At 36.2% G+C, this 19,917-nt stretch carries 13 protein-coding genes; 1 reads left to right on the plus strand and 12 read right to left on the minus strand.

The features are described 5' to 3' along the window. Window positions 1–3: 3 nt before the first annotated feature. The 12 genes from ABD005_RS05880 to ABD005_RS05935 all read right to left on the minus strand — a co-directional run bounded on the left by ABD005_RS05880 (window position 4) and on the right by ABD005_RS05935 (window position 17,616). Window positions 4–1,686 (minus strand): phosphoethanolamine transferase, encoded by a 1,683-nt coding sequence (locus ABD005_RS05880; RefSeq protein WP_343816129.1) that lies wholly within the window; start codon window positions 1,684–1,686, stop codon window positions 4–6. 9 nt (window positions 1,687–1,695) lie between these two features. Beyond that, on the minus strand, window positions 1,696–3,300 hold the full coding sequence (locus tag ABD005_RS05885; protein WP_343816132.1) for a BamA/TamA family outer membrane protein: 1,605 nt from the start codon (window positions 3,298–3,300) through the stop codon (window positions 1,696–1,698). Window positions 3,301–3,409: 109 nt separating this feature from the next. After that, on the minus strand, window positions 3,410–4,198 hold the full coding sequence (locus ABD005_RS05890) for a DUF3108 domain-containing protein (protein WP_343816135.1): 789 nt from the start codon (window positions 4,196–4,198) through the stop codon (window positions 3,410–3,412). Then, window positions 4,195–5,772 (minus strand): phosphoethanolamine--lipid A transferase EptA, encoded by a 1,578-nt coding sequence (gene eptA / locus ABD005_RS05895; RefSeq protein ID WP_343816138.1) that lies wholly within the window; start codon window positions 5,770–5,772, stop codon window positions 4,195–4,197. Before eptA ends, ABD005_RS05890 begins: the two co-directional genes overlap by 4 nt. Continuing rightward, window positions 5,762–6,535, minus strand: a complete 774-nt coding sequence (locus ABD005_RS05900; RefSeq protein WP_343816141.1) for a phosphatase PAP2 family protein — start codon at window positions 6,533–6,535, stop codon at window positions 5,762–5,764. The genes eptA and ABD005_RS05900 overlap by 11 nt, the downstream gene beginning before the upstream one ends. A 183-nt stretch (window positions 6,536–6,718) precedes the next feature. After that, window positions 6,719–8,938 (minus strand): DUF5916 domain-containing protein, encoded by a 2,220-nt coding sequence (locus tag ABD005_RS05905; RefSeq protein WP_343816143.1) that lies wholly within the window; start codon window positions 8,936–8,938, stop codon window positions 6,719–6,721. After that, window positions 8,938–10,356, minus strand: coding sequence for a sensor histidine kinase (locus ABD005_RS05910; RefSeq protein WP_343816146.1), 1,419 nt, complete (start codon window positions 10,354–10,356; stop codon window positions 8,938–8,940). The genes ABD005_RS05905 and ABD005_RS05910 overlap by 1 nt, the downstream gene beginning before the upstream one ends. Further along, the gene (locus ABD005_RS05915; protein ID WP_343816149.1) at window positions 10,356–11,030 is read right to left on the minus strand and encodes a response regulator transcription factor; all 675 of its coding nucleotides are present in this window, start codon (window positions 11,028–11,030) and stop codon (window positions 10,356–10,358) included. Before ABD005_RS05915 ends, ABD005_RS05910 begins: the two co-directional genes overlap by 1 nt. 184 nt (window positions 11,031–11,214) lie before the next feature. Then, window positions 11,215–14,415, minus strand: a complete 3,201-nt coding sequence (locus ABD005_RS05920) for an efflux RND transporter permease subunit (protein WP_343816151.1) — start codon at window positions 14,413–14,415, stop codon at window positions 11,215–11,217. Between the two features lie 11 nt (window positions 14,416–14,426). Continuing rightward, window positions 14,427–15,926, minus strand: coding sequence for an efflux RND transporter periplasmic adaptor subunit (locus tag ABD005_RS05925; RefSeq protein WP_343816153.1), 1,500 nt, complete (start codon window positions 15,924–15,926; stop codon window positions 14,427–14,429). Between the two features lie 64 nt (window positions 15,927–15,990). Beyond that, window positions 15,991–17,208: a TolC family protein gene (locus tag ABD005_RS05930; protein ID WP_343816155.1), complete on the minus strand. Its 1,218-nt coding sequence runs from the start codon at window positions 17,206–17,208 to the stop codon at window positions 15,991–15,993. Between the two features lie 81 nt (window positions 17,209–17,289). Continuing rightward, window positions 17,290–17,616 carry a hypothetical protein gene (locus ABD005_RS05935; protein ID WP_343816384.1) on the minus strand — a complete coding sequence of 109 codons (327 nt, stop codon included), beginning with the start codon at window positions 17,614–17,616 and terminating at the stop codon, window positions 17,290–17,292. A 205-nt stretch (window positions 17,617–17,821) separates the two neighbouring features. On the opposite strand from ABD005_RS05935, the gene ABD005_RS05940 reads away from it, so the two are divergent. Then, window positions 17,822–19,759, plus strand: a complete 1,938-nt coding sequence (locus ABD005_RS05940) for a cytochrome c/FTR1 family iron permease (protein WP_343816157.1) — start codon at window positions 17,822–17,824, stop codon at window positions 19,757–19,759. Window positions 19,760–19,917 lie beyond the last annotated feature (158 nt).

Here is a 19,917-nt window from a genome sequence, read left to right on the forward strand (position 1 = left end):
GGATTATTTAACTCCTTGAGGTGTTGTTTGTGACGTTGTTTTTGCTAAAGCGATATCAACAGTACACTGATTGAATGGATTGTTTTTAGGCTGATAGACTGTTGAATTTATTTCCATTTCACCCAATAAAATATCGAATATATTATCATGGGACATCGGTTGTCCTTTTATACTATTTAAACATGCTAATTTTGCTTCATGATGTACTTTATCCCCCCAGTAAATAAGGGGCACTTTAATTTGTTCTTGTGGTGCAAATGCGTAAGGTAATCCATGTAAATAAACACCACTTTCACCTAATGATTCACCATGATCAGAGACATAAATCATTGACGTTTTGGCATTGCTTACGTTGCTCAATGTTTCAAGCTCGTTGATGACCTCTGATAAAACTAAATCAGTGTAAGCAATAGTATTGTTGTATGTATTTACTAGTTCCTCTTGACTACAATTTTGAATATCACTGCGTTGGCAATCTGGATAAAATACTCGTTTATTTTCCGGGTATCTCCGATAGTAAGTGGGTCCATGAGAGCCAATCATATGCAATACAATTAAGGTTTTGTTACTTGTGACGGAATGAAGTTTCTTTCTTAATTCGTCAACAAGCACTTCATCGAAACAGTACTCACCATCACATAATGGATTTTTACTATTAGTCGAAATTTGCTCCGTTTTTACCCGTGAGCAAACACCTTTGCAGCTACCATTATTATTGCTGATCCAATACACATCAGCTCCTGCCAAATGAATTAAATCAATGGCGTTTTGTTGTGCTACCGCCACTCTTTTTTCGTAGTTTTTTTTGTTTAACCTTGAAAACATACAAGGTACAGATACCGCAGTTGCTGTTCCACAGGAGGTAACATCTCTAAATGAGACAACTCCTAAATCTTTAGTTAAGCTATTGGTCTTCTTTTCATACCCATTTAAAGAAAAATTTTGGGATCTTGCTGTTTCACCTAGCACTAAAACAGTAATACGTTTGGTACTATCATCACTTTTAATGGTTGGAGAAGTGTCTAACAAACTAAATCTTAACGGAGGATACAAATAGTTTTTTCGAACATATTTTACTGTTGAATCAATCAAAGCATATGGCGTTAGATAACCCACTAAATCGCGATTATTTCGGCCAACAGATGCATAGTTTGAATAAAATACTATTGCAATTAGAAATACGACACCTACACTGCCGCTAAGTAATTTTATCCGTGCTAGTAGTTCCCCGACAAAAGAACTATAGGTCAATTGAACGTTGGCAATAACAAGTGAAGGTATTACTCCAAAAAATAGAAAGAACAATATTGCGGAGAAGTTAAAATAAGAAAGTGCTTCAGCCGTATCCGTTTCAACTGTATTTTGGATCATGCCATAATCAAAAACTATACCGTATGTCACAGTGCTATAAAAAAGAACAGACGACAATAAAACCAATAAGATGAGAAGTGGTTTTGTTATCCATCGAAAGGATAAAAAGCATTGAACGAAAATAGACAATGCCAATAAAAAAACAGGGACAGACAGTAAGAAAAAAAGATTGTAAGATTCAAAGGCTGTAACCACCACCGCTGTTTTACTCAAAAATGGGAAATTCAAAACTAAAGTGATGTATATGCAGGTATAAATGACTAATTGATTAGTTGTGAGCTTAATTTGGTTTAAAAAATTTATAATTTTGAACACTTAGCTTCCTTAGAAAGAATGTTTGGTTGTGATGCGAAATTCAACACCATTGGCATCAGAGGTTAATGGCTTGATAATATCGACATGAATGACACGTGCTTCACTGGTTTGAGTAGAGTAAAATCGAGCACCAAGTCCCACAGAAGTCATCCATGCATCTTGGTTAGCGGTTTTATCTGAACTACCAAAAATTCTGCCTGTATCTATGAAAGCGGCAGCTCCTAATTCAACTAATTTATAGATATTGATGTGAGGGTAGTACCGAGCTTCTGCTGTAAATTGGGTGCTGTGATTTCCGTGCCTGTACTGTAATGGATATCCCCTTAAACCAGATTCACCGCCCAATACAATAGGGCTATCTTTAAATTGGTTTTCACTGAATTGACTGCTGTTTTTTAAATAGGCACCCCAGTTATTGTTTATTTTGTGAAAATATTCATTATTGAGGCTAAATACAGCTCTATTCGCATTACCGGAATCGCTATACATTTCTCCTTCAAAGGTTGCTGTAATAAACCAAAAAGCGTCATTATATATTTCAATACCTTTAGACAAATTGGATCGCCAGAGCAGCGTTGGAGAGGTATCTGTATTACCAATATCAGAGCCAATTTGAGTCGTTAAATTCCAACCGAGATTGAAATCTTCAATATGATTTATCAGATTAAGGTTAGTGAGCTTTCTGAAGTCTTTTTTCAAATACTCAACACTAAGATAAGGGTATATAAACTCTCTATCCGAAGGTGCGACAGAAATTATATCTACGTTTTGTGTCTCGTTAATCACTGCAAATTCATGTAGTTCATTGGTAAAACCAATGCCAAACCGTAAAGTATCTGCTTTCGAATCTTTTTTAAGCCACTGCCAGCTAGCCGTTGAATATCTTTGATTATGCTCAAATTGATTGTAAGTAGCGCCTAGCTTGTATTGTGTATCTATTTGTTGAAAGTTATCAAAGCCAATATTAAATGCATTGCTGGTATCAAAACTTACAAAGTCTTTTTTTATAAAGACGGATTCAGAAGTACCATCATCGCTGCTAGTGAAATTTATCTGTGCATTAATGTTGTTATTGAGGAACAATGGAAAATGCGTTTTAAATTTATAACCACTGCGTTGATCATTGGTAAATGATTCAAGCTCAGCATCAATGCCTAGCCCAAATAAGTTTCTGTCTTTGATACCAATTGCATATTTATTTTTCCCGCCTTTACGGCCAAAATCCACGGTTGGCATTAATGACCAGTTATCCCATGTTTCAACAGAAACTTTCTCTGAGCTTTCTTTAAAGGCAACTCGCGCATCTCTTATGTATTTTTTGCCTCTAAGGTGTCGCTCAAGTTCTTTAAGATCTTCGTGGTCTACGTCACATTTTTCGAGAAAGAATGCCGCTTCGTTATAGAGCGTTTTATTCTTAGTTTTGATATGAAATAAATTGGCCCAACGATGAAGAAATATAGTTTCAGGATCTTCTAGGTTGAAAATGTCATTGGTAGTTAATTCAACACTCTCTTTTTGATTGCAATTATTTGCAGTTGTGTTCGCTGCTTGGGCTTTGCTAATTAAACAAACTTGGAATGTTGCAAAAAGACTAATAACAAAATGCTTCTTCATAAAGCCACCTCTTGAGAGTATGACGTTATGATAATTTTGTTGACTTAAGATTGACTTAAGCCAAACTGATATTTGTCACAATTTAGTCTGACTTTAATAACGAGGGGATCTACTTCAGTTCTTTGCTTTGAACAAGTGATGTTATAGCAAGCGTTGCCACTTCTTCGTTGTTGTTTTCTTGTAAAATTTTAATAGGAATGTAATCGTAATCAACTGCTAGCCACACATGTGTTTTTCTATCACTATTTTTTCGTATTCTGCTTAACTTAATGCAATTAACTTCCCCCAGAGAAGTCTCAACGATAAATGGTCCACTGTTTATGAAGTTATATTCTTTTATCCCACCAAGATCATAAATCATATATTGCAAATTTTTTACGTTGAAATTTTTATCGTGTGCTATCGCTTTTAATCTAATTGCTTCATAGGCTAACAAAGGATCTAATAAGCCGTAAGATAGTTTTTCTTCTTGTTTTTGACCACTTTTTTCAACCGTCAAAATGCTTTGTTCATGGTTAAAACTGAGCTGTAAATTCTTATCATCTTTAAACGTTCTTGCGTCTTTTCCTTTATAAATTAATGGTATTATTTTATTTTCTTGCCAAAGAAAAGTGCTCGTTTGGAGTGTTTCTATACTGTAGAAAAACATAGATGCATTCGTATTAAATGTTAGAGTATATGTAGTGGAGTTTTCACTTAATATTCTAGTTGCATTGCCATATTTATTATCACCTCGCGATACTGTGTATTTCGCTGTGTAAGGATTCAACTTAGAAATTTCATTTGAATCTTCGACGACAATTGAGGCCGCCTGAGCCTCTAATAACAAGAAAGATATTATTAATACTGTGTTTTTAATAAAACAATGATAAGAGCACATGATTTCAACTATTTTCAATCTTCAGGTTTGTGTAAAACATCCATCGCACTTTCATATACAGGTGATTCAAAACCAAATGCTCCTAAGACAGTATGAAATACGTTAAATTGAGAGTGGTTTGGTGCTTGACGAATATTGCTAACGTTAAATATATTTTCATCTAGATATTGGTCTGACAACCAAATGAAAAAAGGTATGTTTTTTTGATAATCAGGAGCAAAAGAATACGGTGTACCATGTAAGTAAAGACCATGTTCGCCCAGTGATTCACCGTGATCAGAAATGTACATCATGGCTGCCGATGTATTTTTTATTTTTTCTAATTTATTGATAAGTGTCGATAAGAAATGATCGGTATACAAAATCGTATTGTCGTAGGCGTTAATTAGTTCCTCTGAGCTACATTTACTAACCTCTTCATCACGACATACAGGAATAAATTGATTGAACTCCTTTGTGTATCGTGTGTAATAACTTGGACCATGACTGCCTTTAGTGTGCAATACAACAAAGACTTTTTCTTTATCAGATGATTCGATTGTGGCCGTTAAGTTTGTCAGTAATACTTCATCTAAATTGCAGCCATTACCGCTACATTTAGATCGTAATTCACCTGCTTTAACGTAACTTGACACTTCTATAGGTGGCTCTCCCCAGTTATTGGTTCGCCATTGCACGTCAACCCCTTGCCGAGTTAGATAGGTTGGTAACGCTTCATACCCTAAGTGTTGATTACTAGGCGCGAGCATACAAGCTAGAGAGCCTGTGGTGTAGGTTGTGCATGACTTAGTATTGTTAAGTACTAACAAGTTAGATTGTTGCTGTAATTTGGGATTGGTTAATTTGGAATAGCCATACAGTGAGAAGTTATCTGAACGAGCGGTTTCGCCAATCACCAATACAAATACCATTTTATTGTTACTGGTGAATACCCCGTCAGGCAATACTTTCTGTCCCTCTGTAGAGCGATTAATAGACGAATGATGCCTAGTTGAATTTATAATATAGGACCAAGGTAATATTTTACCTCCTAAGATACTTGCATGTTTATCAATCCATAGCCAGCTAGTTGAATTTGCATAGAGAAATGAAAATGAGACTATAAACGCTATTAAAGCATTTGCTAATACTCTAACTCTATCAAGTTGTTTAACTTTTATTTGGGTTAACAGCAAGGCTGGAATTAAACCAAACATGACGATAAAAATAATTAAACTTATTGATAACAACTCTACTGATTCAGAGTAGCGCGTGTTAAAAATATTTCCCATCATAGTTCTATCTAACACAACTTGATAAGTCATCATAAAATATATGGCAATAGCATTTATTACTGTGATAATGACGAGAAATGTTCTAAGTATTGATAATGAAATTAACGTAAGTAATGAAAATATTGTGTATGAAAATATAAAAGCTATGACAACAGTTGATATTAATACTCCTAATCCGCTAGCGCTCCAAACGTTGGTATTTTGTACAACATAATCAAACAATAAAAAATTATACGTGATAGCAATCACTACGCTGATTAAAAAAGTGTAATGACTTGCCTTCAAAATCGAAAAAGATAAAGGGAGTTTAGCTCTCATTTTTTAATAGTGCTTTTAATGTTATATATGTGCCGACTAAAGCACTGACCATTATTGCCGTCCAAATTATTACCAATTCAGGATACTTTCCGCTTACTACACATGCTAATAATATGAAAGAGAAAAAAAGAACGAAATATCCCAAATAAGCTCGATTTTCGTTCTTCGAGTGCCACCACATTGAATATTCTCTTGATAAATATTCTCCACTTAAACCTGCAATGATGCCTATTATTGCGCCTATTAAAATATCAGCAGGCCAATGGGCACCAACGGCAACTCTCGAAACTCCGACCAACGTAGCTATTAAAATAAAAGTAATTAACAAACCTGATTTAAGTTGTTTGCTGAATGTAGTCTCCTTAATACCCACAAAAACAATCGCAGACATGGCTGTAAAAATTGTGATGGTATGGCCTGATGGAAAACTTGTAAAAGCAGTTAGTGTATCGCCAATAATAGTCATATTTTGGTGATCTAAAACAGCAGCAGGTCTTGGAATAGCAAAAAAGTTTTTACCTAAATGACTTAGAGAAAATGCTAATGGTACGGCTCCGAACATGGCCGCCCACATTCTCGTATTTATGAGGCAAATAAAGGAAAGCAAAGGAATGAGTATTAGAGCATCGCCCATATAGGTAACGTTGTTCCAAAACTCACTCGGCATTATTTGTAGAGCGCTATTACTTAATGAAAAAATATCTTTTTGGCTAGTTAAATAAACACTTTTATTTAATGCCATACTAATTAATACAGTACTCATTAAACAAAGAATGCTTATAGGCTTCCATTGGAGAAATCTAGTATTAGAATATCGTAGTCTAGCAGTCAGTTTAGCTGGCATAAAATCACCTTAATGTTAGTGATTTCATGCTAAACATTGAAACTTAAGATTCGCTTAGTTCAAACTGAAACTTCTTAGAAGATTATTAAGATATGAATAAGGTTAAAAGTGAAGTCGAATTTTTGCGAATATATTATGAACGTCTTTAGATTCGACAGATTTTTTATATAAATTGCGTTTACCAAATTTGGCTATATCATCTTCAAACTCACCACCAAATCCATAGCTAAGATAAAAGGCTGTGAGTTTACTTAAAGCGTATTTATAGCGGAGTTGAAACGCGCTTTCAGAAAATGAAAAATCGTCTTGATCTCCACTCATACTCAACTTACCGTCAGCCCCAACTTCGTATTGATTAATGTGTTGTGCTTTACCAATAACGGATTCAAATTTAACACGTAATTCCTGATTTTCTGTAATTTGATAATCAAGACTTAGCTCTACACCTTGCTCTGTAAAACTAAACTCATTTATCGTATTGTTCTCATCCCAATCGAGCCAACTGTCACTGTTGTATTGAGACAGCGTTACCACAAAATAGATATTGTCATTGAACTGCTGTTCAATGCTGCTTTCAATATTATAAAAATTACCAGATAATCCTTCAGTGCCTAACTCAAGCTCTATTCCAATTGTCCCCCAGTTATATTCAGGAGAGCTTGCTTCTATCTCTGTAATGTAAAATGAAGGCAGCCAAACGGAATTATTCCCTCTTGTCAGCAAGTCATCATCCCCCGAAGAGCCGTATTCAACAGAAAGCTGATATTCAAATTCATTATCTGTGACAACTTCAATTCCCGTTCCAGCAACATTGGGTAATTCTTCTCCTTGATGGTTTGTTTTAATTTCAGTCTCTACCGAAAATGCAATATCCCTTATTGACCATAAATTTAAATCCGGGACTTGATATTGATATTCATATTCAAATTGCGTGCGATTTACTCGCTTAACATAACCAATGTCATTTAACTGTAGATCTTCTCCGTAACTAAAAAGACTAAATTCATGGCTATGCTGCTCGTATGGTTCCGTGCTCCCGGTGATCCACCAACCTAAGTCACTCGTTGTTGTGGAGCCTTGTTCAATTGTAGAGTTAATTATGCCGAAATTTAGCTCAGTATTTTCTGAGTAAGCATAATTAAAATCAAGTTCAGCAATCGTCGCGTCACGATCAATGCTAGGTGTGAACACCCTATTCAGTGACGCTCCTAAGTTGTTGAGACCTAAATGATACTGACCTCTTAATAACCAAAAATCTCGACCTTTTTGTCCTTGATTTTCACTTTCAAAAGCAGACAAAAGCCCTATGTCTAATTGCTCATCACTAAAAGTGTATTTAAATGCAGAATCTAACTCCCCTGAATAATCTTCATCGTAATATGAATCCCCACCAATTCTTGGCGTATGTACTACTCTAAGGCTCTCTGGTCCTGCAACATCAAATATACTTTGATTTTCATTGAAAAAAGGTCGTTTTTCTGAATAAAAACTCTCAACGGCTGAAAAATTTACGACTAATTCATCAGACTCGACCTGCCCAAAATCAGGGTTTACGGTTGCACTTAATTGCTGGGTTTTCGTTGGCTTCCAGAATATTTCTGCACCAATATCAACAGCATATTTATTGTTTGCAATGTCCCTATTAGTTGAGATGTATGGAAAAATATCTAGCCTTGATTGATTGTCTATTTGAACTACTTCTTTGCTGAATTTTGTCAAAAAGCTATTCATTGAAACGTTTGCTGGAATTGATGAATAGGTCGCATTGGTAGATTCATCATAGCGGGTAATAGACAGACCAAATCTATTGCGTTCTTGAATCGAAAAAGACATGGATGACCAAGGGATATAAATCTCTGTTTTCCAAGAATTAAGGATTACTTTTGTTTTAAAGTACCACCGAGTATTCCAGTCTAGATCTAACGCTTTGTTTTGTTTATAAATGCCATCATAAAAATAACCTTGATGATTGACCGAGAATACATAACTGGTTTGCTCAGTATTATTCATATCTAACATAACTTGGACATGATCATTGGTAAACAGTGAATCATTCTCCTGTGTTCTTATTCTTAAAGCTGTTTTTGTCGCAGCAGAAATGCCTAAGTAAATACCTTGATCAGTTGTTAATACTTGGTAAGTGAAGTTACCTTCTGTTCTTGTCAGTGTTTGTGGAATAACTTGGTAATTAGTCGAGTTTGTTTCAACTTTTTGCCAAGTTAAATCGTCAATAGAACCATCAATGATAATTTCACTTGCAAAGGCATTGCATGAATAAATAAAACTAACAATAAATAGAGTGAGGTTAAGACGCTTTTCCATTACAAGATTACAGTAAATGTTATCGTCTTGCCATCTAACGATACTGAAACGGTCGCGCCTAATTTTTCACAATAGGACTTTACGATTGCTAACCCTAAGCCAAATCGGTCCCTTGATGTTCGAGACTGGTCTTTTTGCCATAATGGATCAAAGAATAACTGTAAATCAGTTTCTTGGCATTCTTGGTTACTGATATTGGATATTTTTATTATAGCTTTGTCGTCAGATGCTTTCGATGTCAATATGTCTATAGCTGTGTCATTTGGACTGTAATAAAATGCATTATTTATTAAATTTGAAAGGATAGTGTCTAAAGCAAACCTATTAGTTACTACTATTAAAGGAGTTGTTTTGTGTAGTAGTTTTACCTCTTTATTATCAAAGTTTTCTCTGTTGATAATTTTACTGGATAATTCGATTATATCCACTTTGCTTTTGTCTAACTCATGCGTACTACTACTTTTTTGTAATAACATGATGCTGTTAACAATATGTTTTAATCGAGAAGATATTTCATATACATCGTTGCTAAGGTTATCTGTAATCTGCTTTTCATGGGGGAACTTCATGGCCACTTCACTCAAGCTTAAGAGTTCGGCTATAGGTGTTTTTAATTCATGAGCAATATCAGAAGTTATCCGTTGTTCGCGCATATATAGACTATGGTTTTCTTTAATAAACTGGTTAACCCCCTTCGCTATAGGAATAAGCTCTTGCGGTAAATTTTCTACAGAAACTTCTAAATTGTCAGAATTTAAACTTATCTTGCTCAGTTGATTATTAAATTCATTTATTGGCTTTAAACTGCTAGAAACTACAATGGTGACAATTTTTCGTACTGTGAATACGGCAAAAATAGAAGTAATAATAAAAATAACATCTACAAACCATAGGACGTAGTCTAACTCCTCTGTGCTTAGTGCATAAGCAAATTCCATAGGTTTTTGATTTTTTGCAAACTCTTCTCTGGTTAAGCCTAAATTTTCCCTAAGTTCAGAGTCAATTTGCGGAAGAAATTTAGTAAATAGCATTTTTCCAGCTCTTCCATCAGGAAGTGTTATATCTAAAAAAATAGATTCACCTAATTTTACGTTTAATCTTGGTAAGTCTCTGATTTCAAAAAACTCCAAAGTATCAGAACGCTCAAAAACGTTTTCTTTATACCAAAGTTGGAAGTATTCCGGGTTTTCTTTTCCTTCAAATTCAGGCATAAATTCACCTGCGAAATCAAATTCTAATCCTTCTTCATCTTCCTCCACTAACGTTTCTAATAATCCAACCTTGCTAACCATTGCACGAGTGAATTGTTCACTGATCCATGTATCGACACTAATATCAGTTGCCAATAATATCGAAACCAAAAGTATAGAGATAGAAATAGATAAATAGCGGCTTAGTTTATTATGAATTGAATTCACTAGTGATTCTCTACAAAGTAACCAAATCCTCGTTTGGTTTTAATGGGAAGCTCATAGCCAATAGCTTTTACTTTCTTGCGAGCTGATGAAAGGTGAGCTTCTAAAGAGTTCTTTGCAATAGCATCATATTGCCCAGCAAGATACTCGCTAAGTTTTTCTGGAGAAATAACTTTTCCTTGATTAGTAAATAAACATTCAACGACTTTGTATTCATTGGGCGTTAAGTTAGCGTCCGTATCTCCGCATTTGAGTAACTTTAAATGCAAATCTAATGATATTGAACCGATGCTGATAGTGCTATCGTTTACATTCAAACTACCTCTGCGCATCAAACAAAGTAATCTGACATGTAGTTCATCAAAAGAAAATGGCTTGGTGAGGTAATCATCAGCACCATTTAGTAAGCCATCAACTTTATCATCTGTAAGATCTTTCGCGGATAAAATTAATACGCGGATATCTTTTCCAGCTTTTCGAATAGCTTTTAATATTGATATTCCGTCAACAGAGGGCAGCATTAAGTCTAATATTAGTAAAGAATAATCCCCAGCCAATACCATGCTCAAACCTTCTGAGCCATCTCCAGTATCATCAACCGTGAAGCCTAGGTTAGATAGGCCGATCCTTAAGCTACGTCTTAATGATGTAGAATCTTCTATGATTAGAACTTTCAATTCTGTATAAACCTATTAATCAAAAATATAAATAATGTTACCCAATTAACCTTAAGAATAGCTGAAGTTATACTTAAGGTTGTTTATTGGGTATTTAAATTAGAACGATAGTAAAAAGTAGAACGCAAGGTTTCCATTGGTACACTGTTTAAACAAGTGAAAACCTCGCATTTGGTCAATCTATTTAACGGGATAACTCTTCTATTTTCTTCCTTGAAAACCATTCATACAGAACAGGTAATACAAACAGTGTTAACAACGTTGCAGTTACCAAACCACCGACAATAACACTGGCAAGCGGACGTTGTATTTCAGCACCTACACCATTTGACATTAGCATTGGGATTAACCCTAATGCAGATGTAATTGCTGTCATAAGTACAGGTCTTAATCTTGACGTTGCTCCTTCAAAAACTGCCTTGGAAGCCTCTAAACCATCTTTTATTCGTTGGTTTATACTTTCTACCATTACAACCCCATTTAATACCGCTACACCGAATAAGGTAATAAAGCCGACAGAGCTTGGTACAGATAGGTACTGACCTGAAAGATACAAAGAAAATACACCACCAATAACGGCAAGTGGCACATTCACTAAAATCAGCATAGCTTGACCAACAGAGCCAAAAGCAAAGTAAAGTAACAATGCAATTAGCGCTAAAGATAGAGGTACAACAATAGCTAGTCTGTTTTGAGCACGCTGCTGGCTTTCGAATTGTCCACCTATTGCTACCGAGTAGCCTGAAGGTAGGTCAACTTTCTCAGCAATAACTTTTCTGATGTCGGCTACTACACTGCCCATATCTCTATTCTGAACGTTTGCTTGAATAACGACACGCCTTTGAACATCATCGCGTCTTACTTGAGGAGGACCTGATTCAAATGAAACAGTTGCAACATCACCTAAGCGTACCCAGGCACCTGTTGGTGACTGAATTCGAATGTCTGAAATAGCTTCCTTATTTCGTCGATATTCTTCTTCAATACGCACATAAATATCGTAGCGTTCATTGCCGTTAATAATTTGCCCTGCCTCGACGCCACCAATGCCATCTCGCACAACTTCCATTATATCAACAACTGAAAGTCCAAAGCGCGATAGCTCTTGTCTATTAGGTTTTACGACAAGTTGCGCTTCACCTGCAATTTGCTCAAGAGCAACATCTCTTGCACCGTCAACACTCTTTATAGCTGCTTCGATCTCTTGCCCTTTAGTTGCTAAAACGTCTAACTCAGGGCCAAATAACTTTATCGCCAACTGAGCTTTAACCCCAGATAGTAGCTCATCAACACGAGTCGCAATAGGTTGAGAAAAGTTGAGTAACAACCCTGGGAATTCTTCTAAAGATCTCTCCATTTTTTCTTGAAGTTCATATCGATTAGATGCACTTGTCCACTCGGAAACTGGCTTCAACCCAATGTAAATTTCTATGTTATTAACTGGCTCAGGATCTCCGCCTATTTCTGCTCGTCCAATTCGGCTTAATGCATAGGTTACTTCAGGAAAAGCCATTAGTTTTTCTTCTAGAATTGGTGCCACAGTGAGCGCAGTATCTAAACTAGAAGAAGGTGCAAGGGTTACCCTTAAGTTAATCGTCCCTTCTTCTAATTCTGGAACGAACTCAGTACCAATGTAGGGAACTAACGCAAAAGCTGACACAACCAATAACAAAGATGTTGAGATAATTAACTTGGTATGTTTTAAAGCGAATGTTAGACCTTTTCTATAGAGTTTATCTAATGGTTTAAGAACAAAGCTTTCCCTCTCTTTTACACCAGATTTAAATAGATAAGTTGCCAGTGCTGGCACTATAAACAACGCTACCACAATAGCGGATATAACAGCTAAAATGATACTTATCGCCATAGGTTGAAATAACTTTGCCTCAACACCTTCAAAGCTAAATAAAGGCGTAAATACGACTAAAATAATAGAGGCTGCAAAAAAGACGGGACGAGCCACTTCTTTACCAGCATTTTGAAGACGTAATTTAATACCATGCTCATCTTGTTCTACATCATGTGGATCAGTATCAGCACTAGGCACTCTTTCTTTTACAGTTTTTAAATGGGTAGAGTCTGGTCTATTTAAATGCTTAAACATGTTCTCAACCATCACGACTGAACCATCAACTAGCATACCAATAGCGACAGCTATTCCGCCTAGCGACATCAAGTTAGCAGATATCCCCCACCAAGCCATGATCATTAACGCAATACCAATAGAAATTGGAATTGAAATTAATACCAAGAAGGTTGCACGTAAATTCATTAAGAATAGAGCCAATACAATACATATGAAAATAAATGCTAGTGAAAGTGCATCAACTACCGTATCAACGGCTTTTGCAATCAAATCAGCCTGATCATAAAATGGCTCAAAGCGAACACCTTTAGGTAATGCTTGATTAATCAATGGGATTCTTGCATTGATACCATCAATGGTAGCTTTAGTATTTGACCCCATGCGTTTTAAGACAATACCAGAGACAACTTCACCTAAGTTCTCTACTTTACCATTGGGTGATTTTCGCGTCATAGTGACAGCACCTTGACGAATTTCACTGCCCATTTCAACTTTAGCAATATCCGAAACCGTCACAACCGTCCCATCAACTGTTTTGACGGGAACTTGTTTAATATTACTTATTCCAGCGTCACCACTTTCAAACCAACCTGTACCTCTAATAACAAGCTGCTCTTGCCCACGATTCATATACCATCCGCCAACATTGGCATTGTTGTTATCTAGGGCACCAACAACGTCTTCTTGGGTTAAGTTATAAGAAAGAAGCTTAGATGGATCTACATTTACTTGGTACTGCCTAACAATACCTCCAAAGGAGAGTACATCAGTAACACCATCGACAGGCATAACGAGTAACTTCACAATCCAATCGTTAAGACTTCGAAGCGCCATAGCATCATAGCCTGCATCTTTATCAGAAATAAGAAGGTACTGAAATACTTGGCCCAGCCCTGAGGTGTTTGGCCCCATTTCGGGTGTCCCAACACCTTCAGGTATCAGTTCTTTTGCGGCTTGAAGACGCTCAAATACGAGTTGTCTTGCAAAGTAAATGTCGGTGCCTTCTTTGAAAACAACCGTTACGCCAGACAAGCCTGTTTTAGAAATTGAGCGCACTTGTTCTACATCAGGTAAGGCATACATTACCGCTTCAATGGGGTACGTAATGAGCTGTTCAACTTCTTCAGCAGCCAGTCCTGGCGCTTCAGTATTCACAGCAACTTGAACATTAGTAACATCAGGGAAGGCATCCAAATTTAGTTTTGGAATAACCATAATTGCGCCAACCATGGTGGCAAACAGCGCAATCAAAATCAGGAGTCTATTATTAACAGACCAATCTATTATTTTATTAAACATAGTTTTGCCCCTTAGTGGTTATGCGGATCGAATCCGCCTTTAGCGATTTCAGACGCAACAAAAAATGCACCTTTGGTTACAATTCGCGTTCCACTATCAAGGCCAATGATTTCTCTAAAACCACCTAAGGCTCGGCCTAGTTCTACTTCTACAGCTTTAAATTCTCCAGGGTGGTCTTCGACAAATACGGTCCAATCACCATCGGCACTACGGATCAATGCTTCTTCTGGCACTGCCATCACTTTCTGCTTTGTGGCGAACTGAAAGTAAACTTTTACAAACATGCCTGAATGAAGGTTATCATCCGAGTTTGCTACTCCTAATCTAATAATTCGAGTACGAGTAATAGGGTCAATTGTATGAGCTTCTTGGATAACATTGGCATTGTAACTCTGGCCTTCTAATTTAAGAATCGCAGGAGAGTCAATTGATAAATTCAGCTTTTTATTTGGAGAGACTTTTGCCTCAACCCATAATTCTTTTTCATCAGCTAACAGCATTACTGAGTCACCTGCATCAACACGTTGCCCTTGGATAAAGTCGTCTTGAAGCACAACACCTTCACGCTGAGCAGTTAATGTATATTGTCCAAATGCCTTAATATCTCTGTTAGAAATATCGTCAATTGCTTTTTCAGTTAACCCTAACGCGATGAGTTTACCATAGCTCGCATTATAGGTGGTTTCTGCTTGTAGCAATCTACTTTCACTAACCGTTTTATTACCTAGTTTTTTTACACGTTGCCACTCAGTAGAGGCAATTAAATAGTCTGCTTGAGCTTGTGACATTGCGTCACTAAATAATGTGACTAACTTCTGACCTTTTTTTACATGCTCACCAAGGGCTGCATGACGACTGATAATAACTGACTCTGTGCGAGGCGATACGACATAGCTTTTATAACCATTAGCTTTGATTTCACCTGGAGCATATATGGTGCTGAATTGATACTCAGGATTGACACTTTCAACTTTGATATTAGCTAGAGACATCTTCTTTGGATCAATAGTGATACCTTCTTCATGCTCTTCTTCTCCCTCTTTACTATCACCTTCATGGCCGTGCTCATCATGGCCATCTTTTTCTTCTTTATGTCCCTTTTCGTGATCATGCTCGTCATGGTCATCTTTTTCTTCTTTATGTCCTTTTTCGTGATTATGCTCGTCATGGTCATCTTTTTCTTCTTTGTGTCCCTTTTCGTGATCATGCTCGTCATGGTCATCTTTTTCTTCTTTATGTCCCTGTTCGTGATCATGCTCGTCATGGTCATCTTTTTCTTCTTTATGTCCCTGTTCGTGATCATGCTCATCATGGTCATCTTTTTCTTCTTCATGTCCCTTTTCGTGATCGTCATGATCATCTTTATGTTTTTTTACATCTTGCTTCGAAACCTTTGCGACAGAATCAGTACCATCTGACGACTGAGCAAAAGCATGATGATTTATAGTAAGCCCAACTAACAGGCTGCTAATTACTACGGCTAATAATTTTTTACTAAATATTGTATTCATTTTTGTAACCTATATTTTTAATAAATTTAAGATTTCGTTTTTCGCTACTGAAAAATTAAAACGTTTAAATCTCAAATTTGGATAACTGACCCATACTTAAAACGAAGGATATTTCTGCAAGCTTGAATTGATTTTCCAAACGTATTCCTGCATGAAGCCCTTCCGCACGTTGATTTAATGCAAGTAAGTAGTCAGAAGTATTAATATCACCAGCTTCCCAGCGCTTATTTAATAAATTTTCGCTGCTATCTAATCTGCCTTGTGTGAGTTTTCGCCATTGCTCATAATATTTTTTACTTACATTAAGCGATTCATAATTAGCTTTTGCTTCAAAAGACTGTTTTCGATATACCGACCGAAAGTTAGCCTCTGCTGCAATTGCTTCTGAATAAGCGGCTTTAACAGTATCTGAATAGTTATTTCTGATGTTTAAAGGAATTGAGAAAGTCAAACCAACCAAGTCTTCATCTCCACTTCTCCCTGCGCTAACTCCAATGGTTGGATTAGCTTTAGATTCCATAGTGGTTAGCTGAGCTTTAGATTGTTGTCCCTTCCATTGCGCTTTAGCGAGTTTAACTTTTGGATGATCTTCAACCCACTGGGAGTTAAATGAATAGCTTGTTGCTCCAAAAGTAAATGAGAACAAATTGGCAGTATTAGGCGTCCAATCAGGCAATAACTCCTGAACCTTTACCTCTGCATTTTTCAAAGCAATTTGCGACTCAGATATTTCACTAAAAATTTGCGACAAGTTTAAATAGACCAGTTCAGCGTCAAGTGGCTCTAGAAGTCCGGCTTTTCGCTTATCTTCAACAATTCCAACGAGCGTTTGTAATTGATTTTCTCTTTCTGAAAGTAACTGAGCCGCCTTTTTCGCTGCTTGCCAATTAACTAATGCAGTTAAAGCGTTAGCCTTTTTAGAATCGAGTAAAGATAACAATTGTTGCTGATTTGCATAAACATCAATTTCACCAATGCTTTTATTTGCTGATTGCTTATCCCAAAAATCAATCGTTTGACTGATACCAATAGAGTAATTATCAAAATCACCTTCTTTTTCATAGCTTGCTTCAAGCTCTGGGTTATATACGGCTTGAGTTAAGCTTTTTGCTCTATGACTACTTGCATTAAGTAACTCTTTAGCCGCAACAACTTCGGGATCTTTATTTATTTGACTATCAAGCCATGAAATACTTTTCTCTTTGCCATAACTGGCAACTGAAAAACTCACAGCCATACATAATGACAGGACTAAACCTGCATTTTTTAAAAATATATACATAAAACTTCTTAATTTTTTAATTTATAAACACGAACCCTTAATCCTTTTCATGGACAAATAGGTCATTAAAAATCAGTCAAATTAAGAAATGGGTGGGCGAAGTATCGCTTCAAGGAAAGTATTTGTTTGATCAATTTGATAAGGCGTTTTATTGAAAATGTTTAGTTTGCCCGTGGCATTTGAACTATTAACTAAAATCCAAGATAAGTGGCTGCCACTGCAATGACCACAGTGGTGACAATCTTTTTCATTATGCTGTTCATCATCTACATTATCATTTGATACATTTCGATCATCTGCATGATCATGTTGAGTTTGAAGATGTTCTATATCAATTTGGTGATTCTCAGATGTTGAGGATGCGACAGCAGTTAACGATTGTAAAACAATCGAAACGACTAAGAGCATTTTTAGCACAACATTTAGATTCAAAGTTATTACCTGTTAAATATAGTATTTAAAATACTAGCAGAAACAATTCACTTAAACTAGATGTTTCCTTAAGTTTCAGGCTTTTCACTTAAAATAATTTTTTCATTTGACTCTATAGCCACTATAGATTTTACAATATGATAATAAATATCATTTAGATTTGATCTGTGGAACTCATTTTATGCCCTTTTCCCCAAAAGTAAAACAGGAAAACCAATACTATAACTATTTAAAGCCGCTAGCTTATTTGATCTTGCTAGTCACAGCATTTTTTTCAAAATTTTGTATAGCTTCTAATTTGGAAGAGTTTTCGCAGCATCGACAAATTATACAATTAGCAGAATATGTAGGTGTTGATTATGAGTCGGCTATTAAGGACGGCCAAATTATTAACGATGATGAATATCAAGAAATGCTTGAATTCTCCAAGTTGATAGTTGAAAAAACGTCAATTAATAATAATTATATGCGTTCACTCAATGAGAAAGCATTAGCTTTACAAACAGCTATTTCAACTAAGCAAAATGCAAATATTGTCAGGAAAATTACATCTGAGTTACGAATTTCATTATTGGCTATGATGCCAGAGCTACCTCTCCCTAAAAGGTTAACTTCTAAAGAAGCGACGTTTTCTTTATTTGAAAATAACTGTGCGAGTTGTCATGGTATTTCAGGTCAAGGAAATGGTGTTTTAGCATCGGGATTAGAGCCTGCTCCTACCGATTTTACCGATAAAACACGTGCAGAAAACCGTTCACTTTTAGGCTTATTTGATGCTATATCTAATGGGCTTGATGACACTGCCATGCCTGCATTTACACAATTAAAAGAACAGCAGAAATGGTCCCTTGCATTTTATGTAGGTGGTTTGGCATTTAAATCATCAAGTGAATTAACAAAACCATCACAATCAATTTCATTACAAAACTGGATAAATTATAGTCCATTAAAATTATCTACAGAAACTGACGGGTTAAAGAAAAATGAAATTGAAGGGTTAAGAGCCGATCCAAAATTATTGTTTACCAATCAAAGTAGTCCTTTAGCTATAACCAAAACTCAATTAGCTGCCGCAAGCATTGCGTATAAAAATGAAGAGTATGAGAAGGCCAAAACACTTGCTGTGAGTGCTTATCTAGATGGTTTTGAATTAATTGAAAATAGTTTGGATGCACGAGACACAAATTTACGTAAAAGTATCGAAGGAAACTTGATTAAGCTTCGCCAAGCTTTAAGTAACGCGCAACAGGTTAATCAACTTGAAAGCCTTATGGAAGTTACTGTGAGACAACTCAATAACGCAGAAGAACTTCTGATAGAAACCACTCTATCAAACGAGGCTCTTTTTACTGCAAGCTTAGTTATTTTGCTCAGAGAAGGTTTAGAAGCGTTACTGGTTGTACTGGCTTTAATAACAGTGTTAATCCGAACTAAACGTCATGATGCTTTAAAATATGTCCATTTTGGTTGGCTGAGTGCGCTATTAGCGGGATTTGCTACTTGGGCGGTAGCCCAGTCAATGATCAGTATCAGTGGTGCGAGTCGTGAAGTCATGGAAGGTATTGCTGCAATGCTTGCAGCGGTGATGTTATTCTATGTAGGGATTTGGATGCATAGCAAAACGAATGCTGAACATTGGCAGGCATACATTCAAAAGCACATTAATACACAATTAGAGGCAGGTACACTTTGGGGATTAACCGTGCTCTCATTTATCGCTGTTTACCGAGAGGTTTTTGAAACGGTTTTATTCTATCAATCACTGTTAACACAAGCATCAACGACTCAATACTCATTTGTTATCGGTGGATTTTTATTCGGGATAGCTGTGTTATCAATTATTGCATGGGGAATGTTTAAATATTCTGTAAAATTGCCAATTGCCCGTTTCTTTTCAACAACAACTTACTTGCTTTTAGTTCTATCATTCATATTAATGGGTAAATCCATCTCAGCTCTTCAAGAGGCTGGCGTTATTGGAATCTCTCCATTGCCAATTACGGTGGAAATTGATTGGATAGGTGTCGGATCAACATGGCAAGGTATAATAGCTCAGCTAACAATTCTGATATTATTTTCGCTGTATATGTATCGTTCAAGGAATCACAAAGCCTCATAATTTACACAATAGTTAATAATCATTCATTGAGCATCACCACTAACTTAATTAAGAGCAGCTATTTTACTGAGCTACTCTTAAAGTTAGAATTTTATTAGAGAAGTTAAATCGTCCTAATAAATACTTAATGTTGAAAACACACCAATAAAGAGTATCAA

Source organism: Colwellia asteriadis (assembly GCF_039523295.1).
GTDB classification, from domain to species: Bacteria; Pseudomonadota; Gammaproteobacteria; order Enterobacterales; family Alteromonadaceae; genus Colwellia; species Colwellia asteriadis.

Coding starts and splice junctions, on each gene's coding strand:
- ABD005_RS05905 (WP_343816143.1), bottom strand. CDS start 8,938: ATGGAAAAGCGTCTTAACCTCACTCTATTTATTGTTAGTTTTATTTAT.
- ABD005_RS05900 (WP_343816141.1), bottom strand. CDS start 6,535: ATGAGTACTGTATTAATTAGTATGGCATTAAATAAAAGTGTTTATTTA.
- eptA (WP_343816138.1), bottom strand. CDS start 5,772: ATGAGAGCTAAACTCCCTTTATCTTTTTCGATTTTGAAGGCAAGTCAT.
- ABD005_RS05885 (WP_343816132.1), bottom strand. CDS start 3,300: ATGAAGAAGCATTTTGTTATTAGTCTTTTTGCAACATTCCAAGTTTGT.
- ABD005_RS05920 (WP_343816151.1), bottom strand. CDS start 14,415: ATGTTTAATAAAATAATAGATTGGTCTGTTAATAATAGACTCCTGATT.
- ABD005_RS05930 (WP_343816155.1), bottom strand. CDS start 17,208: ATGTATATATTTTTAAAAAATGCAGGTTTAGTCCTGTCATTATGTATG.
- ABD005_RS05935 (WP_343816384.1), bottom strand. CDS start 17,616: ATGCTCTTAGTCGTTTCGATTGTTTTACAATCGTTAACTGCTGTCGCA.
- ABD005_RS05940 (WP_343816157.1), top strand. CDS start 17,822: ATGCCCTTTTCCCCAAAAGTAAAACAGGAAAACCAATACTATAACTAT.
- ABD005_RS05925 (WP_343816153.1), bottom strand. CDS start 15,926: ATGAATACAATATTTAGTAAAAAATTATTAGCCGTAGTAATTAGCAGC.